The following is a 24888-nucleotide window of genomic DNA, read 5'->3' as shown; positions in this document are numbered from 1 at the left end:
CGGTCCCGGTAGCCGGCCACGGTCCCACCGTGGCCGGCTACCGGTGCGCGCGTGCGGCCGTCACGTCGCCCGGCTACCCGAGTTGTCCGGCGACCGGAGTTGCCCGGCGACCGGAGTTGCCCGGCTGCCGGATCAGGTCACCCGGCGACGGGCTGGTCGAGGCCTTCCGGCGCCGCGATCCCTTCCGGCGCCGCGAGCCCTTCCGGCACCGCGGCGCTGACCGGGACAGGTGGGGTGGGGACGGCCTGCAGGTCCGCATCGCCGTCGGCCACCGCGGTCAGCCACTGACCGGCGCCCTGCCGGGTGATCCGGCCGGCGCGCACCGCCTGCGCGAGCGCCACCTCCAGCAGCGGCATCAGGACCGGGTGCCGGCGGCGGTGCCCGAACACCGCCAGTGTCTGCTGGAACAGGTCGTCGCGCGTCATCCCGGCCACCGACCGGCACAGCGCCACCATCGCGTTGCCGATCTCCTCCGGCGGCACGTGCTCCAGCGCCCGGTCGGTGCTCGATGCCTGCCGCCGGAACGTCGTCCACGCCGCCAGGTCCGGCGGGGTCCGGTCCGACGTGGCCGGCCACAGGAACTCCGCACCGGGCTCGGGCAGCAGCGCCAGGATCGACTCCATCCGGGCCGCGTTCACCCGAGGCACCCCGAACGCCGACGCGGTCAGCCGGGCCAGCCGTTCCCGGTGGACCGGCCCCTCCGCCCGGATCCCCGCCGCCAGCACCCGCCGCACCAGCCGGGCCGCCTCCGGGTTCTCCAGCTGCCGCAGCATCCGCGGCTCGCCCATCGGCTTCGGCGTCCACGGCCGGAACGGCACCTCGCCGGCGAGCAGCGCCGGCGTCACCACCGGGTGCGCCGCGCAGCGCACCGGCTCCGCCGTCGACACCTCGTCCAGGTCGTCGGGAGCGTCCGGGTCGAAGGGGTCGATCTCCTCCACCGGCTCGTCGACCGCGGCCACCGGGGCCGGCAGCGGCGGCAGCAGCGGCTCCACCGGAGCCACCTCCGCCACCGCGGTGACCAGCCGGTCGAGCACCGTCTCCCACTCGGCCAGCCACTCCGGCAGCCACACCCGCTCCACCGCCGGCCAGCCTTGCAGCTCCTGGTACGCAAGCTCGCGGTCCACCGTCGCCCGCTGCGCCCACGCGGGACCGTCCAGCAGCACGGCCAGCACCGGCCGCTCCGGCGCCTCCGGCCGGGCCACGGTCAGGTCGACCCGGAACCGGGAGAGCCCGACGTCGGTGCGCACCACCAGCCCGCGGCCCCGCAGCGCCGCTGCGACCTCCTCGCGGTGCGGGTCGCGCGTCGGCACGGCGCTCCGCGGGACCGCGCCCACGCCGTGCAGGGCCTGCTCCAGCCAGCCCCGCAGCCGGCGCACGCCCGGCTGCGCCGTCGTCGTCGGCCGCAGCAGCGACGGCGCGAACGACGCGAAGACCACCACCTGCCGGCGCGCGCGGGTCACCGCCACGGTCAGCCGCCGCTCACCGCCGGCCCGGTTCAGCGGCCCCAGGTCCAGCGGCAGGCAGCCGCGCTCGTCGGCCGCGCACCCGAGCGACAGCAGGACGACGTCGGCCTCCTCGCCCTGCGCCGCCTCCACCTCCCGGACCCGCAGCTCGCCCCGGTCCAGCGCCTCGGCCGCCCGGTCCCGGCCCACCCGCAACAGGCCCTCGATCAGCCGGCGCTGCGGTCCGTGCAGGGTCAGCACGGCCACCGACGGCACCGCCTCCGGCGACGCCGCGAACCGCTGCCGCAGCTCCGCGACCACCGCCTCCGCCTCGGCCGGGTTGGTCCCACGCTGCTCGCCGGCGCGCAGGAAGACGCCGTCCACCCGCACCAGCGAGATCGCCGGTCCGGCCGGTGGGCCGGGCACCGTCATGAGCCGGGAGCCGTAGCCGACGGCGTTCGTGAAGGCGACCAGCGACTCGTCGGCGCTGCGGTGGTGCCAGGTCAGCTCGCGCCGGGGCACCCCGGCCCGCAGGCAGGCGGCCAGCAGCCCCTCGTCGGCGGCCTCGTCGACCGCGGCGCGCGGCGGCAGCTGCTGGCGGTCGCCGACCACGACCGCCGCGCTCGCGCGGCCCAGCGCACCGAGGGCGTCGGCGACCCGCAGCGACGAGGCGTCCTCGACCACCACCAGGTCGAACGAGCCGGCGGTCGCGGGCAGGAAGCGGGCCACGGCGTCCGGGGTGGCCAGCACGGCAGTGGCCCGGTCGCCCGCCGCGAGGGCCGCAGCCGCCTGGGCCCGGGTCTCCGCCGCGGCCGTGAGCGCCCGTCGGACCGCCTGCTCCGCCGCCCGCGCGTCGGACGCACCGAGCCCGCCGGCCGCCGACCGCTCGGCGAACGACGCCTCGGCCACGCCACGGTCGAAGGCGGCGACGGCGCCGTCGGCCGGCACCGCCCCGGCCAGCAGCGCGGCGCGCGCCTCGGCCAGCCCGGCGGCCTCCAGCAGGTGCAGGTGTCGCAGCAGGTCCAGCCAGTGACCGAGCGAGGGAACGCCGAACTCCTCGACGGCCCGCTCGTCCTGGGTCGCCTCCCACAGCCGCACGATCCCGGTGTCCCCCGCCCAGGCGAGGAGCTGGTCGAGCGAGCTCAGGCAGGCCGCGGGCAGGGCGGTCAGTGCCGCCCGCAGCTTCCGGACGGCCACCGACCGGGTCGGATCCGGCGCCGGTGCAGTGTCCAGGAAGCGGCGCAGCGGGGGAGTGAAGGCCGGGTCGCCGTCCAGCGCGGCGCCGATCCGGTTCAACGCGGCCACCTGCCGCTCGACCAGCAGCGGGTCGGTCAGCGGGTTCCAGTTCCACGGCACCGCCAGCCCGGCCACCGACGCGCAGCGCAGGGTCAGCTCGCGGGCCGCCCCCTGCACCTGGAGCAGCTCCGCGGTCAGCAGTGGGACGTCGGTCGGCTCGACGTGGGCGTCCGGTCGCAGCGACGGGGACAGTTCGGTGAGCACCGCGGCCAGCCGCTTGGCCCGGCCGAACCGCCCCGAGACGGCCGCCTGCTCGGCGTCCTCGGCGATCCCGGCCAGCGGCAGGTCCAGCGCCTCCGGCAGGGCGACGTCGAGCCCGGGGTGGGCCGCGGTGACGAAGGCGGAGACCTCGGCGAGCAGCGCGTCGACGTCCTGCGCCCACTGCTGGGTGCGGACGGCGTCGACCGCGGCGAGCGGCACGTCCGGGCCGGACAGCACGGTGGCGACCGCGTCCAGGTCCGCCGGGGTCCGGGCCGCGGCGATCACCCGTGCCAGCGGCCCGGCGGGCGGCAGCGCGCGCAGCGCCGTGTCGACGGCGAGCACCGCGGTGTGCACGGCGACGGGGTCGGCGTCGGCCGAGTCGAGGAAGCCCCACGGGTGCCGCGGCCGCGGCCGGGTGCGGGCGGCGACCTCGGGCAGCGTCGTCAGCAGCTCGTGCACCTTCGCGGTGGTGCGGGCCGACGCGGTGGCGACGTACGTGGTCGCCAGCGGCAGCGCCGGGGTGCCGGGCACCGCGGAGAGCACCCCGGCGCGCGCGGCGTACAGCGACAGTCCGGCGGAGTTGGGCGCGTGCAGCCGTTCGGCGTAGCCGGCCAGCTCGCGCCGCGCCGTCCGCAGCTCCTCGGGGAGGGGAGGGACGTCCGGCGGGCTGCCGGCCTCGGCCGGGGCGTCGGCGGGACGGCGCAGCGTCGTGACCAGCCCGCCGAGCCCCACGCCCGCCAGCCGCCGGGACACCGCGTCCAGCACGGACTGCTGCGCGGCGAGGACCAGCACCCGCTGACCACCGGCGGCCGCCGCGGCGACCAGGTTGGCGACCGTCTGCGACTTCCCGGTGCCCGGTGCGCCCTCGAGCACGAAGGTCCGCCCGGCGGTGGCGTCGATGATCGCCCGCAGCTGGTCGGTGTCGGCGGGCAGCGGCAGGGTCGCGGCGAGCTCGGTGAGGTCGGTGGCCAGGGCGGTGCCGGGCGCCGGCGCGGGGTCGACGAACGGCTGGCCGGGGCGCAGCAGCACCGGCACCAGCGGGTTGCGCAGCGCCGCGGCGCCGAGGTGGTCGGCGTCCTGCCGGATCCGGGCGGCCGCCGCGGGCAACAGTGCGAGGTCGGCGGTCGGCTCGACCCGGTGCGGCAGCCCGCGCTGGGCCAGCCCCTGCCGCAGCGCCGGGAGCGCGACGGCCAGGTCGAGGTCCCCGTCGGTCTCGAGCGCCGGCACGGACACCCCGGTGCGGCGGCGCAGCTCGGCCAGCAGCTGCCCGTTCGGGCCGATCGTCCCGGCCGGGTCGGCGGTGAGCCGGTAGGCGCCGGTGCTCGCCACCCGGCTGAGGAGCACCGGGACCAGCGCCAGCGGCGAGCGCACCGAACGCCCGTCGAGCTCCCACGTCACCGAGCCCAGCGCCAGGTGCAGGTCGCCGGCGCCGGTCTCCTCGAGGAGCGCGGCCGCCTGGTCGGCGAGCGCAGCCAGCCGGCGGGCGTAGTCGGCCGAGCCCAGCCCGGTGTACAGCCCGCCGTGCTCGACCAGCAGCTCACCGAGCTGGTGCGGCGGCAGGTCCCGGGCCGAGCGGATGCCGCGGCGCCGGGCGGCGGCGCCCAGCTGGTCGGTGGGCACCAGCGTCAGCGCGGCGTCGGCGGCGAGCCGTTCGGCCAGGACGGTCAGCCGGCCGGGCGGCACGGTGATCGGCACGGTGCCGCCGTCGGCCCGGTCCAGGTCGAGCAGCGCGGCCGTCGTCCCGGCCGGTCGTGCGCTCGGGCGCGGGGCGCTCCAGGCCGGGCGGTGGTCGGGCAGTTGGGGCAGCGGGAGCGGGGCGACGCCGTCCAGCCGGGCGCGGTGCACGTCGGTGACCCCGAGCACCCGGTGCAGGTCGCCGGCGAGCCAGGCGGCGGCCGCGGTGCGGTGCAGGTCCCCGAAGGTCGCCGGCTCGGCGGTGATCCCCAGCATCGTGGTCTCGACCAGCGCGATCTGGCCCAGCTCGACCAGCTCGGCGAGCCCGGAGACCTCGGTGGTGGCCGCGCTCTCGGCGCAGCGCTCGGTGCGCCAGTAGCCGAGGAAGGCGTGTCCGGGGCAGGTCGCGCCGTCGGCGGCGACCCACAGCAGCGGTCGGATCCCGGCGTGCTCCAGCGCGGCGGCCAGGGTGAGCACGGTGTCCAGGCTGGTGCCGGCCCGGTCGTCGAGGACCTGGTCGGGGGTGCGCACCCGCTGCGGCACGTCGGCCCAGCCGGCGACCGGTGGGCGCGGGCGGATCGCCCGGCGGCGCATCGCCTCCACGATCGCCGCGGCGGTCTCGTCGATGCGGTCGGCGCCCTTGGGGTGCCCGCCGACCGTGGGGTCGCCGGTGCGCTGGCGCAGCAGGTCGGCGGCCGCGCCGACCAGGCCGGCGACCGCGGGGGAGCCCGGCTGCACGTGGGCGGCCAGCAGCTCCAGGGCCAGGGGCGCCGGCGCGGCCAGCCACTGGCCCGCGGCCAGGACGCGCACCGCGGTCCTGGTGCAGCCGAGCAGCCGCCCGTCCCGCTCGACCCGGGCCTCGACGGTCGCGGTGCCCGGCTCGGCGACGGCGGCGAGCACCGCCGGGTCCAGCAGCAGGTCGACGTCGGTGAGCACCGTCGTCCGGCCGGGGTCGACGTCGACGGTCACCTCGGCCGGCGCGCCCAGCGGACCGGCGGGGGTGGAGATCGTGACGGTCACCTGCACGCCGTGCACCGGCTCGGCGGCGCCGGTCAGGGTGAGGACGGCGACGACCGGCACGCCGGCGCGGGCCAGCGCCTCGCCGACCACGGGCACGCAGTCGAGCTCCACGGAGACCAGCGGTTCGGCTTCCGCGGTGTGCTGCGGGCACGGGGAGACGCCCATGGAGTCGTTCTACCTCCGTCGGGCCCCCGGATCGGGGAGCCCCGGCGGAGGTGTGACAACTGAGACGGAAGGGTCGCCCCCTGGCGGTGGTCAGGCCGCCGCGTCGCGCTCCAGCGCCCGCACCGCCAGCTCGGCGTGCAGCAGCGCACCGTCGGCGAGCACCTCGTCGCTGAACTGCGCCCGCGGGCTGTGGTTGTTGGGGGCGGCGGCGTGATCCTCACCCACCGCGGCGCCGAGGAACAGGTAGCAGCCGGGCACCTCCGCCAGCACCCGGGAGAAGTCCTCGGACCCTGACTGCGGGAACACCTTCGGCGCGTACCGCTCGTCGCCGAAGACCTCCTGGGCGACCCCGGCGGCGAACGCCGTGTGCGTCGGGTCGTTGACCGTCACCGGGTACTCCTCCAGGTAGAGCGCCTCGGCCTCCAGGCCGTAGCCGGCCGCCACCGACTCGCACAGCCGCACCGAGGCCATCCGCATCCGCTCCCGGGCCTCGGCGGAGAAGGTGCGCACGGTGGCCTGGAAGGTCGCCTCGTCGGGGATGATGTTGCGCTTCGTGCCGCCGGCGAACAGGCCGACGGTGAGCACTACCGGGTCGAAGACGTCGAACTGCCGGGTGACCATCGTCTGCAGGTCGCCGATCAGCTGCGCGGCCACCGAGATCGGGTCGCGGGCCAGGTGCGGGGCCGAGCCGTGCCCGCCGCTCCCGCGCACGGTCACCCGCAGCTCGTCGCTGGCCGCCATCAGCGTGCCCGGGCGGGTGGTGAACTCCCCGCGAGGGCTCATCGCCGACATCACGTGCATCCCGTACGCCGAGGTGACCCGCGACCCGGCGGCGTCCAGCACGCCCTCGCGCAGCATGTGGCCGGCGCCGTCCCAGCCCTCCTCGCCCGGCTGGAACATCAGGACGACGTCCCCGGCGAGGGACTCCCGGTGCGCGCTCAGCAGCCGCGCGGCGCCGACCAGCATCGCGGTGTGCAGGTCGTGCCCGCAGGCGTGCATCGTGCCGTCGACCTCGCTGGTGAACTCCACCCCGGTCTGCTCCTGCACCGGGAGGGCGTCCATGTCACCGCGCAGCAGCACCGCGGGACCGGGCCGGCCACCGCGCAGCACCGCCGTCACCGAGGTCAGCCCGGTGCCCGTGCTGACCTCCAGGCCCAGGCCGTCCAGGGCGGTGAGCACCGTCTCCTGCGTCCAGGGCAGCTGCAGCCCCACCTCGGGCCGCCGGTGCAGCGCGTGCCGCAGCTGCACCAGCTCGTCCTGCATCGCACGGGCGTCCTCGCGCAGCGCGCCTGACCGGATCACGTGCCCTCCTTCGGATCGGTGGGCGGGACGTTAGGAGTTCCGCACGTTCTCCGACAGGATTTGCAGTCATCCGTCACGAGAGGTGCCTGAAGTGACCCGATCGGTTGTGCTGGACGAGGACGACCTGGCTCTCGTCGAGGCGTTGCAGCGCGACCCGCGGGCCCCGTGGACCGAGGTCGCGGCGATGGTCGGCACCAACGCGGTCACCGCGTCCCGGCGGTGGGAGCGGCTGCGCGCCACCGGCGCCGCCTGGGTCACCGGCACCCCCGGCCCGGGGTCGCACCACGCGCAGGTGCTCGCCTACGTCGACGTGACCTGCCTGCCGAGTGAGAAGACCCGGGTCGCCAGCGAGCTCGCCGGTGACGCGCACGCCCTCTCGGTGGACATCACCGCCGGCGGCCGGGACCTGATGCTGACCGTGGCCGCGGTCGACCTGCCCACCCTCGGGCGCTACCTGCTGGAGCGGCTGGACCGGGTGCCCGGGGTCACCGGCACCCGGGCGCGGATCGCCACCCGGCTCTACGCCGAGGGCAGCACCTGGCGCCTCGGCGTGCTGCCGTCGACCGGCGGCAGCGGCGGGCCGCCGCACCTGACCCGCCCGACCGTGCTCGACGACGTCGACCGGGAGCTGATGTCGGCGCTGGGGGAGGACGGCCGGGCGTCCTACGCCGCGCTCGCCGCGGCGACCGGGATCAGCCAGCCGACCGCGCGCCGCCGGGTCGACCGGCTGATCAGCTCCGGCGCGGTGCTGATGCGGACCGAGGTGGCCGCACCGCTGGCCGGGCTGCCGGTGATGGTCGTGCTGTCGGCCGACGCCCCAGCCGGGCGGCTGGACGACGCCGCCGCCCGGCTGGGCCGGCTGCGCCAGGTGCGGCTGTCCACGACGCTCGCGGGCACGCCCAGCCTGCTCGTCGTCGCCTGGCTCGCCTCCCTGGAGGAGGTGCACCGCTTCGAGCAGGAGCTCGCCCACGTGGTGCCCGACGTCGTCGTGGTCGACCGGCTGGTGGTGCTGCGGGCGGTCAAGCGGATGGGCCACCTGCTCGACGTCGAGGGCTGCGCGACCGGCACGGTGCGGATGGACGTCTGGTCCGATCCGGTGCCCGGCGGGCAGTAGTCTCCCCTCCGACCACACCGAGTGTGAGGTCGATCACACGCAGCGCATGGACTCACCGTCGTGACACGTCTGTCACCCAAATCACGTCACAGTGACCTAGCTTTCATCCACTGATCGGTCGAGGAGGCGCTGTTTGTGAGCAGTCCTGTTCTCTCCATCCGGGGCCTGACGACGGAATTCGTCACCCCCGCCGGCGTCGTGCGGGCCGTCAACGACGTCAGCTGGGACCTGTTCCCCGGCGAGACCCTCGGCGTGGTCGGTGAGTCCGGGTCCGGCAAGAGCGTCACGGCGATGTCGATCCTCGGCCTGATCCAGAGCCCGCCGGGGCGGATCACCGCGGGCGAGATCCTCTTCGAGGGCCGCGACCTGCTGACCATGCCGGAGAAGGAGCTGCGTCGGCTCCGCGGCAGCGAGATCGGGATGATCTTCCAGGACCCGATGACCAGCCTGAACCCGGTCCTGACCGTCGGTGCCCAGATCTCCGAGGCGCTCCGGCTGCACGACAAGAAGCTGAGCAAGGACGCCGCCCGCACCCGGGCGGTGGAGCTGCTGACGATGGTCGGCGTGCCCAACCCCGAGGGCCGCGTGGACCAGTACCCGCACGAGCACTCCGGCGGCATGCGCCAGCGCGCGATGATCGCCATGGCGATCGCCAACGACCCGAAGGTGCTCATCGCCGACGAGCCCACCACCGCCCTGGACGTGACGATCCAGGCGCAGGTGCTCGACGTGCTGAAGACGGCGAAGGAGCGCACCAACGCCGCCACCATCCTCATCACCCACGACCTGGGCCTGATCGCCGAGCACGCCGACCGGGTCGTGGTCATGTACGGCGGCAAGGTGGTCGAGGTCGCCGACGTCTTCTCGATCTTCGCCGCACCCCGGCACCCGTACACGCTCGGCCTGATGAGCAGCCTGCCCCGGCTGGACGTCGACCTGGCCCGGCTGGACCCGATCCCCGGCGCGCCGCCGAACCTCATCGACCTGCCGCCCGGGTGCTCCTTCCACCCGCGCTGCCGGGTCTCCAAGGGCCGTGAGCGTTGCCGCACCGAGGTGCCCCCGCTCTACGACACCGGCGACGGCGCGCGTGCCGCCTGCCACTTCACCGAGGAGGTCCCCGCCGAGATGGCCGTCGTGTACCGCGAGATGGGCGCCCGGCTGGGGAGCAGCGGCGCATGAGCTCCGTCGCCACGCCGACCGGCGCGCCCCAGGACCTGCACACCCGCGCCGCGCACGGCACCGAGATCCTCCGGGTCACCGACCTCAAGACCCACTTCCCGATCCGCGGCGGGGTCACCCGGCGGCAGGTCGGCACGGTCTACGCCGTCGACGGCGTGAGCTTCACGCTCACCGCGGGGGAGACCCTCGGCCTGGTCGGGGAGTCCGGCTGCGGGAAGACCACCACCGGCCGCACCCTGGTCAAGCTGCTGGAGTCGACGTCGGGCTCGGTGCACTTCAAGGGCGTGGACATCACCGGCTTCGGCCGGGCGCAGATGAAGGCGGTCCGCCGGGAGATGCAGTTCGTCTTTCAGGACCCCTACACCTCGCTGAACCCGCGGATGACGGTGCGCGGCATCGTCGCCGAGCCGCTGCAGATCCACGGCCTGGCCTCCGGCAGCGAGCTGCGCGCCAAGGTCGACGACCTGCTGGAGTCCGTCGGGCTCAGCGCCGAGCAGGCCAGCCGGTACCCGCACGAGTTCTCCGGCGGGCAGCGGCAGCGGATCGGCATCGCCCGGGCGCTGGCGCTGGACCCGCAGGTGCTGGTGCTCGACGAGCCGGTCTCGGCCCTGGACGTCTCCATCCAGGCCCAGGTGGTCAACCTGCTCCAGGAGCTGCAGGACCGGCTCGGCCTGGCCTACGTCTTCATCGCCCACGACCTGTCGGTGGTGCGGCACATCTCCACCCGGGTCGCGGTGATGTACCTGGGCAAGATCGTGGAGATCGGCGACCGGGCCGACATCTACGCCCGGCCGACGCACCCCTACACGCAGGCGCTGCTGTCGGCGGTGCCGATCCCGGACCCGACCAAGCGCGGCAGCCGGGAACGGATGATCCTCACCGGCGACGTGCCCAGCCCGGCGAACCCGCCGTCGGGCTGCAACTTCCGGACCCGCTGCCCCAAGGCCCAGCAGATCTGCGCCGAGGAGGAGCCGGCGCTGATCGACCGCGCCGGCTCCGGTCACCCCAGCGCCTGCCACTTCGCCGAGGTCAAGCCGGTGATCGCATGACCGGTCCGGCCTCGCTCCCAGCCCCGTCGCCCCAAGCCCCGTCGTCGCCGACGACACCGTCCCACCGTCCGTCCCGTTGTGTGCCACCTCGTCAGAGCGGAAGCCGATGAACACGACCCGAGCACGACGCAGCCCCTCCCGGATCAGGTCCATGGCCGCCGTCGCGGCCCTGGGCCTGCTGATCAGCGCCTGCAGCGTCAGCGACCCGGAAGCGCCCGCAGCCGACGGGGAGGGCGGTGACGCCACCTTCTCCATCGCCGTGGGCATCGACCCGGACACGTTCGACCCGGCCGGGCAGACCACGACGACCGTGTCGAACATGGTCGACTACGTGGTCGAGACGCTCGTGGAGATCAACGACGAGAACGAGATCGAAGGGCTGCTCGCCGAGTCCTACGAGGTCTCCGAGGACGGCCAGACGATCACCTTCGAGCTGCGTGAGGGCGTGACGTTCCACGACGGGACGCCGTTCGACGCCGAGGCCGTCGTCTACAACCTCGAGCGGATCACCGACCCGGAGCTGACCGTGCCGCAGGGCGCGGCGTTCGCGGCCTTCGAGTCGGCCACCGCGGTCGACGAGAACACCGTCGAGATCCAGCTCAGCCAGCCCTCACCCGGCTTCGTCAGCGCGCTGTCGGCGACGGTGGCCGGGATCATCTCGCCGACCTCGGTCGACGCGGAGGGCAACAGCTACCAGGAGTACACCCGGCCGGTCGGCACCGGTCCGTACGTCTTCGACGAGTACACCGCCGGGGAGAGCGTCACCGTCACCAAGTACGACGACTACTGGGGCGAGGAGCCGTACTACGAGACGGTCGTCTTCCGGGTGGTCCCCGAGGCGGCGACCCGGGAGAGCCTGCTGCTCGCCGGCCAGGTCGACATGATCATCCTGCCGCCGGTCTCCGACATCGAGTCGCTGGAGGCCAATCCCGACGTCGAGGTGCTGCTCGCCGAGAGCGACCGCACGATCTTCATCGCGCTGGACAACACCGACCCGGTGATGCAGGACCCGCGGGTGCGTCAGGCGCTGAACTACGCGGTCGACAAGCAGGCGATCATCGACAACGTCCTGTTCGGCGCGGCCGAGGTGCTCGATGCGCCGATGGCTCCCAGCCTGTTCGGCTACTGCGAGACCGGCTCCTACGAGTACGACCCGGAGCGGGCCCGGCAGCTGCTGGAGGAGGCCGGGGCGGTCGGGGCGAGCATCGAGCTGCTGACCCCCAGCGGCCGGTACGTGCAGGACGCCCAGGCGGCCGAGGCGATCGCCGGCTACCTGCGCGAGGCCGGGCTGGACGTCACCGTCTCCACCAGTGACTTCCCGTCGTTCCTCGCCCGGGTGAACGCACCGGTCACGGAGAACACGCCGGAGGCGCACCTGCTCGGCTGGGCCCCGGCCTACCTGGACGCCGACTTCCAGATGCAGATGTTCCGCCAGGCGACCCACCCGCCGGCCGGTCTGGGGACGTCGTTCTACACCAACCCCGAGGTCGAGGAGCTGCTCGCCCAGGCGGACGTGGAGACCGACCCGGACACCCGTGAGCAGCTGTACTGCGACGCCTCGCAGATCATCTGGGACGACGCCCCGTGGATCTTCCTCTGGACCCAGTCGTTCCCGATCGTCTACGACGCGGACATCACCGGTGTGAGCGCCACCCCGGTCGAGAAGTTCGACGCCATGTACGCCCGGCCGGCGAACTGACCACCATCGAGCGGCCGCCCCTGCCTGCGGGCAGGGGCGGCCACCGCCCGGCGGCGCACGCGGGCCGCCGGACCGGGTATGGGAGAGGACGGAGATGACGGGCACCGCCGCACACATCGTGCGCACCCTGTTGCTGTCGCTGATCACCCTCTTCGGGGTGTCGATCCTGATCTTCCTGATGCTGCGCGTGCTGCCCGGTGACCCTGCACGGGTGCTCGCCGGGCTGAACGCCAGCGAGGACCAGGTCGCCCGGCTCCGGGCCGAGCTCGGGCTCGACCAGTCCCTGCTGACGCAGTACTGGTCGTTCATCACCGGTGTGCTCACCGGTGACCTGGGCACCTCGGCGCGCACCTCGGCGCCGGTGGCGAGCGAGATCGCCGTCCGGCTCCCGGCGACGCTGATCCTGGCGATCGTGGCGACGATCATCGGGACCATCGCCGGGGTCACCGCCGGCGTGGTCGCCGCCGTCCGCCGCAACTCGATGGTCGACCACGTGATCTCCAGCGTGGCGATGATGGGCGTGTCCATGCCGGTCTACTGGCTGGGCCTGCTGCTGATCCTGCTGTTCGCCGTCACCCTGGGCTGGCTGCCGGCCGCGGGCAGCGGGGAGCCGTTGAGCATCGTGCTGCCGGCGGTGACGCTGGCCGCCTTCTCCACGGCGCTGATCTCCCGGATGACCCGGGCCAGCATGCTCGAGGTGCTCGGTCAGGACTACGTCCGCACCGCCGAGGCCAAGGGCGCGCCGCCGCTCACGGTGATCATGCGGCACGGGCTGCGCAACGCGTTCATCCCGATCCTGACGGTGATCAGCCTGCAGTTCGGTGCCCTGCTCGGGGGTGCCGTGCTGACCGAGACGGTCTTCGGCTGGCCGGGCATCGGGCGGCTGCTGGTCGACTCGATCGGTGCCCGCGACTTCGCCGTCGTCCAGGGGATCGTCCTGGTCTACGCGGCGGCGTTCATCCTGCTCAACGTGATCGTCGACGTGCTCTACGTCGTCGTCGACCCGCGGATCCGGTACTGATGATGGAGAGGGTCCGATGAGGGCAGAGTCATGAGGGCATGGAGCCGGTTCCGGCACCACACCCCGGCGATGATCGGGCTGGGGATCATCGTCACGTTCGTCGTGCTGGCGATCTTCGCCCCGCTGATCTCGCCGTACGACCCGAACGCGCAGAACCTGTCGGTCGCCATCCAGGGGCCGTCGGCCGAGCACTGGCTGGGCACCGACCAGCTCGGCCGGGACATCGCCACCCGGCTGATGTACGGCGCCCGGATCTCGCTGCTCATCGGCGTCCTGGCCGTCTCGATCGGCCTGGTCATCGGGGTGCCGCTGGGCATGATCGCCGGTTACTACGGTGGCTGGGCCGACCTGGCGATCTCCCGGTTCGCCGACATGATGTTCGCCTTCACCTCCATCCTGCTGGCGCTCACGCTGGTCGCCGTCCTGGGCGTCAGCCTGCAGAACGTGATCATCGCGGTCGGGATCAGCGTGATCCCGGTGATCATCCGACTGGTGCGCTCCTCGGTGCTGAGCCTGCGCGAGGAGCCCTACGTCGAGGCGGCGCGGGCGCTGGGCGCCAGCAACCTGCGGATCATCACCCGGCACGTGTTCCGCAACTCGCTGACCCCGGTGCTGGTGCACGGCACGCTCAGCATCGGGGTGAGCATCCTGCTCGCCGCCGGCCTCGGCTTCCTCGGGCTGGGCGTGCAGTCACCCACCGCCGAGTGGGGCACGATGCTGGGGGAGGGGCGGCAGTTCATCTTCAGCGCCCCGCACCTCACCACGTTCCCCGGGATCGCGATCTTCCTGGCCATCCTCGCCTTCAACCTGCTCGGCGACGGCCTGCGCGACGCCCTGGACCCGCGGATGCGCACCGTCGACGGGCCGGCCGGATGATCGCGGGCATGCAGACGACCGACCCGGCCTTGGTCACCCTGGACGACATCCGGGCGGCGGCGGCGCGGCTCACCGACCGGGTGCACCGCACCCCGGTGCTCCGCTCCACCAGCCTCGGCGAGCTGTGGGGGGTGCGGCTGGACCTCAAGGCCGAGCTCTTCCAGCGGACCGGCAGCTTCAAGGCCCGCGGGGCGCTGAACAAGGTGCTGTCCCTGCCGCCCGACCAGCGCGCCCGCGGGGTGATCACGCTGTCCGCCGGCAACGCCGGGGCCGCCGTCGCCTACGCGGCCGCCAGCGTCGGGGTGCCGGGCACGGTGGTCATGCCGACGACCGCGGTGCCGGCGAAGATCGCCGCCTGCCGGGCCTACGGGGCCGACGTCGTCCTCACCGACGGCGACCTGCTGGACGTCTACACCGCCACCGTCGCCGAGACCGGCCGGGTGCCGGTGCACCCGTTCGACGACCCCGCGGTCGTCGCCGGAACCGGCACCGTCGGGCTGGAGATCGCCGAGGACGTGCCGGACGCCGAGGTGGTGCTGGTGCCGGTCGGCGGGGGCGGGCTGATCTCCGGGGTCGCCGCGGCGCTGGCCCGGCTGGCGCCGGGCGTCCGGGTGATCGGGGTGGAGCCGGAGACCGCCGACGTGATGACCCGCAGCCTGGCCGCCGGCGGGCCGGTGCGGCACCCCGCCGCCCGGAGCATCGCCGACGGCCTGGCCGCGCCGATGAGCGGGCAGGTCACCGTCGACCACGTGCAGGCCTTCGTCGAGCGGGTGGTGACGGTCAGCGACGAGGACATCCTGCGGGCGCTGCCGCTGGCGGTGTCCCGCACCAAGCTGCTGCTGGAGCCCTCGGCCGCCGCCCCGCTGGCGGCGCTGATGACCGGGGTGCTGGACCTGCCCGCCGGCACCCGGGTGGTCGCCATCGCCAGTGGCGGCAACGTCGACCTCGGCCTGTTCGGCCGCCTGACCAGCTGAGCCCTGTTCGGCGCACGACCACCTGACCGGAAGGCATCGCATGACCCCCGCCAGCTTCCTGCTCCGCAACGTCACCGTCGTCGACGGCACCGGCTCCGCCCCCGTCCCCGGGCAGGCGCTGGTGGTCGAGGGCCGCCGGATCGTCTGGATCGGCCCGGTCGCCGACGCGCCGAGCACCGCCCCGGAGCACGTCATCGACGGCGGCGGCCGCACGGTGCTGCCCGGGCTGATCAACTGCCACGTGCACCTGACCGCCGACGGCGCCCCGGACCTGATGGCCCAGACCGCCGGCGACACGGTGCCGCTGGCCACCCTGCGCGCGGCCGCCGGGGCGGTGGAGACGCTGATGTCCGGCGTGACCACCGTGCGCGACTGCGGCGCCGCCGACGACGTGGTGGTCGAGCTGGCCAAGGCGATCGACCGCGGCCTGGTGCCGGGGCCGCGGGTGCAGGCGGCCGGCCGGGTGATCACCATGACCGGCGGGCACGGACACTTCATCGGCCGGGAGGCCGACGGCCCCGACGAGGTCCGCAAGGCCACCCGCGCCGAGATCAAGGCCGGCGCAGCGGTGATCAAGGTGATGGCCACCGGCGGGGTGCTCACCCCGGGCGTCTCCCCGACCCAGACCGCGCTGCTGCCGGAGGAGCTGGCGGTCGTCGCCCAGGAGGCGCACAACTCCGGCCGCCGGGTCACCACCCACGCCATCGGCCGGTCCGGCATCCACAACGCGCTGATCTCCGGCATCGACTCCATCGAGCACGGCTTCTACCTCGACGACGAGCTGTTGGACATCGCCGTCGCGCAGGGCACGTTCCTGGTGCCGACGATCCTCGCCGTCGACGGGATCATCCGGAACGGCATGGCCGCCGGCATCCCGGAGTGGGTGGTCGACAAGGCCGAGCGGGAGGCGGCCAAGCAGCGGGAGAGCTTCGCCGCCGCGGTCGCCTCGGGGATGAAGATCGCCGCCGGCACCGACGCCGGCACGCCGTTCAACCCGCACGGCGACCTCGCCCGCGAGCTCGCGCTGATGGTGCAGCACGGCCTGACCCCGATGCAGACGATCATCGCCGCCACCCGCGGGGCCGCCGAGAACCTGGGGCTGGCGCACGAGCTCGGCACCCTGGAGGTCGGCAAGCTGGCCGACCTGATCGTGGTCGACGGTGACCCGGTCACCGACATCACCGCGACCGGCCGGGTGGTCCTGGTGGTCAAGGACGGCGTCGTCCACCGCGACGAGCTCCCGGACACCGGCCCCGCCGTCCCCACGGCCTGAACCCGGGGAGGGGCCAAAGTCGCGACTTTGGCCCCTCCCCACTCCCCACCAGAATGGCCATTTTGGTGGGGAGTGGGGGCGTCACCAGGCGAGTCGGTGCAGGGCGGTGGCGAGGACGGAGGCGCCGCGGGCGCAGTCGGCGGGTGACGTGTATTCCGCGGGAGTGTGCGAGCGGCCCTCGACGCTGGGCACGAAGACCATCGCGGTGGGCACCCGGGAGGCCATCAGCTGGCTGTCGTGACCGGCGCCGCTGGGCATCCGCCGCCAGCTGGCCCCGCACTCCTCGGCCGAGCCGCGGAGCACCTCCAGCAGGTCGGCGTCCATCGTCGCCGGCTCCTCGTCCTTGTCCCGGACGACGTCCACCTCGACCCCGTGCCGCTCGGCCACGGCCGTGCAGATCCGGTGCACGGTGTCCAACAGCCGGTCCCGGACCCCGAGGTCGGGGTGCCGGAGGTCGACGGAGAACCGGGCCAGCCCCGGCACGATGCTCGGCTGCCCGGGCTCGACGGTCCAGCGCCCGGTGGTGACCACGGCGGGCCGGCCCTCCTGCTCGACCGCGGTGGTGATCTCCCGCGCCATCTGCGCCGCCGCTTGGAGGGCGTCGCGGCGCAGGTCCATCGGCGTGGCGCCGGCGTGGTCCTGCCGGCCGTGCACGGTGACCGTCTCCCAGGCGATGCCCGGGATGACCTCCACCAGCCCCACGTCGACGCCCTCGTCGGCCAGCACCCGGCCCTGCTCGATGTGCAGCTCCAGGAAGGCGCGGAGGTCGTGTCGCTCCGCGCTCGCGATCGCCGCCGGGTCCAGGCCGGCCTGCCGCATGGCGTCGGCGAGCAGCACGCCGTCCCGGTCGCGGAGGCGGTCGGGCTCGGCCGGGGCGATCAGGCCGAGCATCCCGCGGGTGCCGAAGAAGTTGGCCGGGAAGCGGCTGCTCTCCTCCTCGCACAGCGCGACCACCTCGAGGGTCGTGGTCGGGGTGCCGTGCTGGGCGCGCAGCGCGGCCAGCGCCGCCAGCCCGCCGACGACACCGAGCGCGCCGTCGTACTTGCCGCCGGAGGGCACCGTGTCCACGTGGGACCCGGTGAGGACGACGCCGTCGCCGGAGCCCGGCAACCGCCCGAAGACGTTGCCCACCGCGTCGACCCGGCCCTCCAGGCCGGCCTCGTCGATCCATCGCAGCAGGGCGTCGCGTGCCCGCTGCCAGGCCTCGGCGTACACGAACCGGTACATGCCGTCGGGGGTCTCGCCGAGGGCGCCCAGCTCGGTGACGTAGGTGTTCAGCAGCTGCTCGTCGACGTGCACGGCGGTCACGGGGCCTCGACCCCCAGCACCAGCTGCACCTCGACCGGGGTGTCCAGCGGCAGCACCGGGGCGGCGACGGCGGTGCGGGCGTGCCGGCCCCGCTCGCCGAGCGCCTCGATCAGCAGGTCGCTGGCGCCGTTGGCCACCAGGTGCTGCTCGGTGAAGTCGGGCGTGCTGGCGACGAAGACGGTGACCTGCACGACCGAGACGCCGGCCAGCGAGCCGAGGTGCGCGGCGGCCACGGCCAGCCCGTTGAGCGCCGCCAGCCGGGCCAGCTCCGCGGCCGCGGGCACGTCGACGGTGTCGCCGACCTTGCCGGTGCGCGGCAGCCGCCCGTCGACGAAGGGCAGCTGGCCGGCGATGAAGAGCAGGTCGCCGTGCCGGCGGGCCGGGACGTAGTTCGCCCCCGGCGGGGGTGGGGTGGGCAGGGAGATCGTGGGGGTGTCGGTCATGTCGTCCTCTCCGGGATGTCGACCAGCCGGCCGCCGAGGACGACGGTGCGGACGTCGGTCAGGGCGGTCACGTCGTCCAGCGGGTCGGCGCCGGTGACCACGACGTGCCCGGGGGCGCCGACCGACAGGTGCCCGAGGTCCGGCCGCAGCAGGCAGGACGCCGCGGTGGCGGTGACCGCCCGCAGCGCCTGCGCCGTCGTCAGCCCGATGTCGGCGACCAGCAGCGCCGCCTCCTCGGCGACCCCGCCGTGCGGGTTGAACGGGGTGCCGGCGTCGCTGGCCCCGGCGATCGGGATGCCGGCCCGGGCCGCGCGCCGCAGCGAGGCGACGGCCACGTCCCGGATCTCCTCGGCCCGGGCCACCACGGCCGGGTCGACCAGGTCGCGGTTGCGCAGCATCCGGGCCACCGCGACCTGGGTGGTCACCAGCACCGCGCCCGTCGTGGCCATCAGCGTGACCGTCTCGTCGTCGAGGAGGTAGCCGTGCTCGACACTGGTCGCCCCGGCGCGCAGTGCCAGCTTGGTGCCCTCGTGGCCGATGGCGTGCGCGGCGACCCACCGGCCCTGCGCCCGGGCGACGGCGGCCGCCGCGGCCAGCTCGTCCTCGGCGAAGGGGGCGTTGCCGAGGGCGGACCCCGGGGTGAGCACGCCACCGGTGGCGACCAGCTTGATGCCGCCGGCGCCGGCGGTGAGCTCCGCCCGGGCGGCGGCGGCCAGCTCCGCGGGCCCCTGGACCTCGACGCCGAGGTAGGGGATGTGGCCGCCGGGGGCGGTGAGCGCCCGGCCGGCCGCGGTGATCTCCGGGCCGGGGACCCGGCCGGCGGCGACCTGATGACCGAGGGAGATCGCGATCCCGTCGGGGGCACCCAGGTCACGCACCGCGACGGTGCCGGCGGCCAGGGTGCGCCGGGCGTTGGCCGCGGCCCGCGCCGCCAGCTGCTCGGTGCTCGACCGCACCACCGAACCGGCGAAGTCGGCGGCACCGTCGGCGACCAGGTGCACGTGGGCGTCGATCATCCCCGGGACCACCGCGCCGTCGCCGGCGTCGACCTCGGTCACCTCCCCGGTCAGGTGCGGGGCCCGGGACGCCGGGCCGACGTAGGTGATGACGCCGTCCTCGACGACCACCGCGCCGCGTGGGACCGGGTCGGCGAGGACGGGCAGGACGAGGCCGCGCAGCAGCACCGGCACGTCAGACCCCCGTCTCGGGCAGCACCGACCAGGACGCCGGGTCCAGGTTCGCCCCGCACACCACGACGCCCACCCGGTCCCCGGCGGCAGCGACGTGCGCGCCGGACAGCAGGGCGGCCAGCGCCGTCGCCCCGCCGGGTTCGGCGAGCACCCGCAGCTCCTCCCAGAGCAGCCGCTGGGCCTCCCGGATCGCCTCGTCGGGCACCAGCACGGCCTCGTCGACGTGCCGGGCGGCGACCTCGGCGGCGATGGCGCCCAGCCGGCGGGCGCCGAGGGCGTCGGCGGCCAGCCCGCCCACCTCGACGTCCACCGGGTGCCCGGCCGCCCGTGCGGCGTGCAGCGTCGGCGCCCGCTCCGGCTCGACCCCGACCACGCGCAGGCTGTCGGTGTACCAACTGGCGCAGCCGGCGATCAGCCCGCCGCCGCCGACGGCGATGAGCACCGTGTCCAGGTCGGGTGCCTGCTCGCTGAGCTCGGCGGCGACCGTCCCCTGCCCGGCGACCACCTCGGGCTGGTCGTAGGCGTGCACCCGCAGTGCCCCGGTGCGGGACTCCTCCTCGGCGCTGGCCCGGTACGCCTCGGCGTAGTCGCGGCCGACCGCCACCACGTCGGCGCCGTAGCGCCGGATCCGCGCCAGCTTCGCCTCCGGTGCGGCGGCGGGGACGAAGATCGTCGCCCGGTGCCCGAGCCGCTGGGCGGCGTACGCGACGGCTGCGCCGTGGTTGCCGCCGGAGGCGGCGATCACCCCGGTGGCCGGGACGTCGGCGGACAGCAGCGTGTTGAACGCCCCGCGCGCCTTGAACGACCCGGAGTGCTGGAGCTGCTCGAGCTTGACGACGACGTCGTGCGGCAGCCCCAGGCCGGAGCCGGCCAGGACGACGACCGGAGTCCGCCGGACGAACGGCGCGATCCGGGCGGCCGCCTGCCGGACGTCGGACCGGGTGATCGTCATGCGGCATCCTCCTCCGGCCGTCCGGGAGCGGCGGCTCCCGCACGCTATCCCCCCGCGACCGGCTGCCACGACCGGGCGGGACACGACCGGGCGGGGACGGCAGCGGGGCCGGACACCAGCTGGTGTCCGGCCCCGCAGGTGGAGCAGCGGAGGTCAGGCCGCCACGTCGGTGCTCCGGTCGCCGCCGTTGCCCTGCCCGCGGTCGTGGCCCGTGCCCTTGCCCTTGTCCTTGCCCTTGCCCTTGCCCGGGTGGTTGTCGGTCAGGTCCAGCGGGGTGGGGTCCTGGGCCAGCGACAGCGTGGCGAAGGCGATCGCCTGGCTGTTGATGCCCAGTGCGGTCAGGTCGACGTTGCTGAGGTCGTCGGCGGGGGAGTGGTAGTTCGGGTCGTGCGGGATCCCGGCGGTGCCGCCGAAGAGCGCGACCTCCTCGGGGGTCTTGATGTCGTCGGCGCCGGTGAACAGCCCGGTGGCCGGGATGCCGTACTCGATGAAGCCCTGGTAGTCCGACCGGCCGGAGAACTCGGTGTCGACCCAGGGCTGCTGGGTGCGGTCGAAGTAGCCCGTGAAGACCTGCTCCAGCGAGGCCGACCCCTCCGGCACCGCGACCGGTGCGGTGTACGTCGACTCGTCGGCGTCGTACACCCCGATGATGTGGTTCGGCGACCCGATCATGTCGAAGTTGAGGTACCCGGCGATCTGCCCGCGCTCGGCCTCGGTCAGCGACTCGACGTACTCCCAGGAGCCGATCAGCCCGGACTCCTCCGCGCCCCACCAGGCGAACCGCACCGCGTTCTGCGTCGGCTTCACCTCGGCGAGCTCGAGCGCGGTCTGCAGGATGCCGGCCGAGCCGGTGGCGTTGTCGTTGATGCCGGGGCCGTCGGGGACCGAGTCCAGGTGGGCGCCGAGCATGATCACGTTCTCGGTGTCGCCGTAGGGGGTCTGGGCGATGACGTTGGAGGTGGCGGTCTCGGTGACCTCGACCTGGATGTCGAGGGTGGCCTGCTGCCCCACCTGGCCGAGCAGCGCCTGCCCGGCCGCCTGGGTGAGCCCGCCGGCCGGGGCGCCGGGGACGGCCTCGCCCAGGGTGCCGTTCAGCGGCTCGTCGGCGACGTTGTTGTAGACCAGGACGCCCACCGCGCCGGCCGCGGTGGCCAGCTGCTGCTTGACCGTGAAGGAGCAGGTGCCGCGGGAGACCAGGACGACCGTGCCGGCTACCGTCTCCGGGTAGTCGGCGGCCTCGCAGCCCGGCGTCGCGTCGTCGGCGGCCAGCGCCGAGAGCGCCCCGGTGACCGTGCCCGACGGTGAGTACTCCATCGCGATGACGTCGACCGCGGCGCCGGCCACGGTCAGCGCCTGGGCCGTCGTGGAGGAGGCCACGAAGTCGAAGTACTGCCGCTCCACCTGGTAGCCGGCCTCCTCCAACAGCTGCTGCACGTAGTCGGCCGAGGCGTCGTACCCGGGCGTGCCGCTGGCCCGGTTGCCGCCGTGGGTGTCGGCGATCTCCTGGAAGGCGGCGAGGTGCGCAGCGACCTCCTCGGTGGAGACCCGCTGGGCGAAGCCGTGGGGGTGCGGGTTGCCCCCGGCGCTGGCCGGTGCGGCCAGGAGCACCGAGCCGGCGAAGGTGGCGGCGGCGGTGCCCAGGGTGAGGGCGGATCGGCGGGTGCGGCGCGACATGGACGTCCTTCCGGGAAGCGGCCGCAGGTCCGTCGGGCGGCCGGTGACGGCAACCTAGGCACGGTCCCGCGTCCGCGTCGAGAGCCCGCCGGCGGTCCCGAGCCGGTCCGGTTCCGCATGTCGGTGCGGTCCTGACGACGAACGTGCAGGTGACGACGGCGGGTCCGAACCGATCGGCGCATCCGGCGCGGACGAACACACGGCGTGGCGACACACCGCAGCGCGTGCTGTCGTGCCACCTGACTGCCCGTCCGCTGTGAACCCGGTCCCAGCTCCCTGGGAGGAGCCCGTATCGGCCGGAGGGTGTGGCACTGTTCGGCGCTGACCTGGCCGGCGCCGTTGCCGGCCCACCACGGACGGCCGCACGGCGTCCCACCCCGGAACAGACGAGGCACGCACCAGATGAGCACCGACAGCACCACCTCCGCCGACCCCACGCAGGAGGTCCCGGCCCAGCCCGGCGCCGCCCCGGTCGTGCCCGCGGACGACGGCACCGTCCAGCAGGAGCAGGAGCCGGGCTTCGTCAGCCGGCACACCGCCTCGCTGATCACCGTGCTGGTCGCGGTCATCGTCGCGGCCCTCGCCATCGGTGGGCTGTCCTGGTACCACCAGCAGGCCGACGACGCGAACGCCGACACCGAGGCCGCGTTCGTCGCGGTCGTCGGCGGCCAGGGCGCCACCGTCGAGACCGTGGAGTGCGACGGCGACACCTGTGCGGCCGTCATCGGTGGCCAGGCCTACACCGTCCTGGTGCAGGAGGACGAGGGCGGCGAGCAGCACTTCGGCGTCGCCGCCTACAGCGGCGACTGAGGCGCGCCGGCACCCGGTCCCGCCCCCGGCTGAGGCCCGTGGGACGAGGGGGACGCACCGCCTGGTGCGTCGGCGCTGCGGAGCCCGATCCGGGCCCCGCACCGACCTACGGTGGCCCGACCGCCCGCCGGGCGGCCGCACCACCCCCCGACGCTGGAGCACCCGACGTGGCCCCTCGCCGTTCCTCCGCCGACGCCGGCCGGGCGACCCGGCGCCGCGCCCACCGCTCTCTCGCGGCAGCACTGCTGGTGGGGGTGGCCCTGGCCGGCGCTGCCGCCTGTGGCGGCTCGACCGGGACGACGGCCGTCGCGGAGACCACCACGCCACCGCCTCCTCCGCCGCCTCCGCCGGTGCTCTGGCCCCTCACCGGGCTGGAGAGCGGCCCGGTCGACCCCCGCCCCGCGCTCGCCGTGAAGGTGGAGAACTCCGTCGCGGCCCGGCCGCAGACCGGCCTGGGCGCCGCCGACCTGGTGTGGGAGCAGGTCGTCGAGGGCGGGATCACCCGCTACGTCGCGGTCTACCACTCCAGCCTGCCGGCACAGATCGGGCCGATCCGGTCCGTGCGCCCGATGGACCCGGCGATCGCCGCCCCGCTGCACGGCCTGTTCGCCTTCTCCGGTGGCCTGGCCGGCTACGTCGGCGCGGTGGCCGACGCCGGGTTGCAGGTGCTCAGCAACGACGCCGGTGCCGGCGGCTTCTCCCGCACGGCCGATCGCCCGGCCCCGCACAACGTGCACGCCGATCCGCTGCTCTTCCTCGCCCAGGCCGACCCCGCCCACCAGGCGGCGCCGCCTCCCCAGTTCGACCTGGCCGCCACGGTCGACCAGGCGACCGCGGTGACCGCCGGCACGCCGGCGGCGAACCTGGCGCTGACCCTCTCCGGGATCAGCCACCCGCAGTGGACCTGGAGCCCGACCGACGCCCGGTGGCTGCGGTCCGAGGGGAGCACCCCGGCGCTCGAGGCCGACGGGGCCCGGCTGGGCGCCACCAACGTCGTCGTCCTCCGGGTCGCCGTCCGGGCGACCGCGGCCCGCGACCCGGCCGGCAACGCGGTGCCGGAGACCGTGCTGGTCGCCGGCGGCGAGGCCCTGGTCGCCACCGGGGGGAAGACGGTCGCCGCCACGTGGGTCAAGAGCGACGTCGGGGAGCGCGTGGTGCTGCGCGGAGCCGACGGCAACCCGGTCCGGCTGGCCCCGGGGAACACCTGGGTGGAGCTGGTGCCCGACTCCGGCGGCGCGGTCGCCGTCAGCTGAACGCCGAACGCCCCGCACCCGGGGACCGGGGCGGGGCGTCAGCTGTCGCTGCGGGGCGTCAGCTGTCGCTGCGGGACAGCACCGGGCGGGCCTTGGCCCACTGCAGGAAGCGGGCTGCCTGCTGCAGGTCGGGGAGGTCGTTGCCGACCAGCGAGCGCAGCAGGTCGTTGCTCCAGACCGCCAGCCGGCCACTCGTCCACGCCGTCTTCTCCACCGGCGGGAGGTCGAGCTCGAACACCGTCTTGGCCAGCTCCTTCTTGCCACCGTTGGCGGCGGTGTACCGCACCACGGGCAGGAATCGCTCGGGCTCGACGACGCAGAGGACCTTCGTCAGCAGCGCCTCCTTGAACGACGGGAAGCCCAGGCCCTTCTTGCTGCCGTCGATCAGCTGGGTCATCCGGTCCTCGAGCCGCAGGCTCTCCGGCCCGTACAGCAGGTGCTCGATGGTCGCGCGCACCTGGGTGGCCGCTTTGTCCGGACCGGCGGTCTTCCACGCCCGGTTGAAGCCGGACACGTTGCCCGGGTCGGCCACGGTCGTGGAGTTGGCGAAGTGCAGCAGCTGCTCCGGCGTCGCCGACGGCAGGTTCTCGCGGCTGAACAGGGTGGCGTACCGCTCGCGGTAGGGCTCGACGTCCGGGTCCGGCTCGGGCCGGTCCATGGCGAACTCCGACTGCAGCAGCATCACCCGCTCCCGCACGTCGGGACGGACGTCGGCAGGGGTCGGGAAGGCCGCCTGCAGCGACTCGAAGGACTGGACGGCGGGCCGGGCCGGGTCGCGGCGGGTCTCCCCGCGCAACCACTCGGCGCCGCAGTCGTCGCAGTGGATCAGCAGCCGGCCGTCCGGCTGCGGCTTGCCCGAGATCTCCTCGGAATTGCAGGTGGGGCAGGTGATCAGTGCCAAGGGAGCCCCGTTCGTCGGCGGCGAGTCAGCGAGCGCGTCGTCGTCGGTCAGGGTCCAGGGTCCCACGCCGGG

Annotated in this window: 18 protein-coding genes; 10 read left to right on the top strand and 8 right to left on the bottom strand. The window is 74.8% G+C overall.

Annotation, left to right across the window (positions count from 1 at the left end; genetic code table 11):
* Positions 1–137: 137 nt before the first annotated feature.
* Positions 138–5798: a DUF4011 domain-containing protein gene (locus O2W20_RS20405; protein WP_269173453.1), complete on the bottom strand. Its 5661-nt coding sequence runs from the start codon at positions 5796–5798 to the stop codon at positions 138–140.
* A 90-nt stretch (positions 5799–5888) separates the two neighbouring features.
* A complete protein-coding gene (locus O2W20_RS20400; protein ID WP_269173452.1) occupies positions 5889–7100 on the bottom strand; it encodes a M20 metallopeptidase family protein in 1212 nt (403 codons plus the stop codon).
* Between the two features lie 91 nt (positions 7101–7191).
* Between O2W20_RS20400 and O2W20_RS20395 the strand changes: the two genes are divergently transcribed.
* The 8 genes from O2W20_RS20395 (at position 7192) to O2W20_RS20360 (ending at position 16285) form a co-directional block, all read left to right on the top strand.
* Entirely contained in the window at positions 7192–8214 is a 1023-nt protein-coding gene (locus O2W20_RS20395) for an Lrp/AsnC family transcriptional regulator (RefSeq protein WP_269173451.1), read from the top strand.
* Positions 8215–8349: 135 nt separating this feature from the next.
* Positions 8350–9393: an ABC transporter ATP-binding protein gene (locus O2W20_RS20390; protein ID WP_269173450.1), complete on the top strand. Its 1044-nt coding sequence runs from the start codon at positions 8350–8352 to the stop codon at positions 9391–9393.
* A complete protein-coding gene (locus tag O2W20_RS20385) occupies positions 9390–10442 on the top strand; it encodes an ABC transporter ATP-binding protein (RefSeq protein ID WP_269173449.1) in 1053 nt (350 codons plus the stop codon). The genes O2W20_RS20390 and O2W20_RS20385 overlap by 4 nt, the downstream gene beginning before the upstream one ends.
* A 151-nt stretch (positions 10443–10593) precedes the next feature.
* Positions 10594–12141: an ABC transporter substrate-binding protein gene (locus tag O2W20_RS20380; protein ID WP_269173448.1), complete on the top strand. Its 1548-nt coding sequence runs from the start codon at positions 10594–10596 to the stop codon at positions 12139–12141.
* A 94-nt stretch (positions 12142–12235) separates the two neighbouring features.
* On the top strand, positions 12236–13162 hold the full coding sequence (locus tag O2W20_RS20375; RefSeq protein ID WP_269173447.1) for an ABC transporter permease: 927 nt from the start codon (positions 12236–12238) through the stop codon (positions 13160–13162).
* Positions 13163–13192: 30 nt separating this feature from the next.
* Positions 13193–14038 (top strand): ABC transporter permease, encoded by an 846-nt coding sequence (locus O2W20_RS20370; RefSeq protein WP_269173446.1) that lies wholly within the window; start codon positions 13193–13195, stop codon positions 14036–14038.
* An 8-nt stretch (positions 14039–14046) separates the two neighbouring features.
* Positions 14047–15012: a threonine/serine dehydratase gene (locus O2W20_RS20365; protein ID WP_269173445.1), complete on the top strand. Its 966-nt coding sequence runs from the start codon at positions 14047–14049 to the stop codon at positions 15010–15012.
* Between the two features lie 40 nt (positions 15013–15052).
* Positions 15053–16285, top strand: a complete 1233-nt coding sequence (locus O2W20_RS20360) for a metal-dependent hydrolase family protein (protein WP_269173444.1) — start codon at positions 15053–15055, stop codon at positions 16283–16285.
* Between the two features lie 81 nt (positions 16286–16366).
* Here O2W20_RS20360 and O2W20_RS20355 read toward each other — a convergent pair whose 3' ends face one another.
* The 5 genes from O2W20_RS20355 to O2W20_RS20335 form a co-directional block, all read right to left on the bottom strand.
* Positions 16367–17593, bottom strand: a complete 1227-nt coding sequence (locus O2W20_RS20355) for a M20 family metallo-hydrolase (RefSeq protein ID WP_269173443.1) — start codon at positions 17591–17593, stop codon at positions 16367–16369.
* Positions 17590–18036 carry a RidA family protein gene (locus O2W20_RS20350; protein ID WP_269173442.1) on the bottom strand — a complete coding sequence of 149 codons (447 nt, stop codon included), beginning with the start codon at positions 18034–18036 and terminating at the stop codon, positions 17590–17592. Before O2W20_RS20350 ends, O2W20_RS20355 begins: the two co-directional genes overlap by 4 nt.
* On the bottom strand, positions 18033–19226 hold the full coding sequence (locus O2W20_RS20345) for an amidohydrolase family protein (protein WP_269173441.1): 1194 nt from the start codon (positions 19224–19226) through the stop codon (positions 18033–18035). Before O2W20_RS20345 ends, O2W20_RS20350 begins: the two co-directional genes overlap by 4 nt.
* A 1-nt stretch (position 19227) precedes the next feature.
* Positions 19228–20178, bottom strand: coding sequence for a threonine/serine dehydratase (locus O2W20_RS20340; protein WP_269173440.1), 951 nt, complete (start codon positions 20176–20178; stop codon positions 19228–19230).
* A 153-nt stretch (positions 20179–20331) separates the two neighbouring features.
* Positions 20332–21852: a M20/M25/M40 family metallo-hydrolase gene (locus O2W20_RS20335; protein WP_269173439.1), complete on the bottom strand. Its 1521-nt coding sequence runs from the start codon at positions 21850–21852 to the stop codon at positions 20332–20334.
* Positions 21853–22254: 402 nt separating this feature from the next.
* On the opposite strand from O2W20_RS20335, the gene O2W20_RS20330 reads away from it, so the two are divergent.
* Together O2W20_RS20330 and O2W20_RS20325 are read left to right on the top strand one after the other, a co-directional pair.
* Positions 22255–22662, top strand: coding sequence for a hypothetical protein (locus O2W20_RS20330; protein ID WP_269173438.1), 408 nt, complete (start codon positions 22255–22257; stop codon positions 22660–22662).
* A 167-nt stretch (positions 22663–22829) separates the two neighbouring features.
* On the top strand, positions 22830–23915 hold the full coding sequence (locus O2W20_RS20325) for a DUF3048 domain-containing protein (RefSeq protein WP_269173437.1): 1086 nt from the start codon (positions 22830–22832) through the stop codon (positions 23913–23915).
* Between the two features lie 58 nt (positions 23916–23973).
* Here O2W20_RS20325 and O2W20_RS20320 read toward each other — a convergent pair whose 3' ends face one another.
* On the bottom strand, positions 23974–24816 hold the full coding sequence (locus O2W20_RS20320; RefSeq protein WP_269185527.1) for a hypothetical protein: 843 nt from the start codon (positions 24814–24816) through the stop codon (positions 23974–23976).
* Positions 24817–24888: the final 72 nt, after the last annotated feature.

It is taken from the genome of Modestobacter sp. VKM Ac-2982 (assembly GCF_026967935.1).
GTDB lineage: Bacteria > Actinomycetota > Actinomycetes > Mycobacteriales > Geodermatophilaceae > Modestobacter.
This window is presented reverse-complemented; position numbering and strand designations above follow the sequence as displayed.

Coding starts and splice junctions, on each gene's coding strand:
- O2W20_RS20405 (WP_269173453.1), bottom strand. CDS start 5,798: ATGGGCGTCTCCCCGTGCCCGCAGCACACCGCGGAAGCCGAACCGCTG.
- O2W20_RS20385 (WP_269173449.1), top strand. CDS start 9,390: ATGAGCTCCGTCGCCACGCCGACCGGCGCGCCCCAGGACCTGCACACC.
- O2W20_RS20380 (WP_269173448.1), top strand. CDS start 10,594: ATGGCCGCCGTCGCGGCCCTGGGCCTGCTGATCAGCGCCTGCAGCGTC.
- O2W20_RS20375 (WP_269173447.1), top strand. CDS start 12,236: ATGACGGGCACCGCCGCACACATCGTGCGCACCCTGTTGCTGTCGCTG.
- O2W20_RS20370 (WP_269173446.1), top strand. CDS start 13,193: ATGAGGGCATGGAGCCGGTTCCGGCACCACACCCCGGCGATGATCGGG.
- O2W20_RS20365 (WP_269173445.1), top strand. CDS start 14,047: ATGCAGACGACCGACCCGGCCTTGGTCACCCTGGACGACATCCGGGCG.
- O2W20_RS20360 (WP_269173444.1), top strand. CDS start 15,053: ATGACCCCCGCCAGCTTCCTGCTCCGCAACGTCACCGTCGTCGACGGC.
- O2W20_RS20350 (WP_269173442.1), bottom strand. CDS start 18,036: ATGACCGACACCCCCACGATCTCCCTGCCCACCCCACCCCCGCCGGGG.
- O2W20_RS20340 (WP_269173440.1), bottom strand. CDS start 20,178: ATGACGATCACCCGGTCCGACGTCCGGCAGGCGGCCGCCCGGATCGCG.
- O2W20_RS20335 (WP_269173439.1), bottom strand. CDS start 21,852: ATGTCGCGCCGCACCCGCCGATCCGCCCTCACCCTGGGCACCGCCGCC.
- O2W20_RS20330 (WP_269173438.1), top strand. CDS start 22,255: ATGAGCACCGACAGCACCACCTCCGCCGACCCCACGCAGGAGGTCCCG.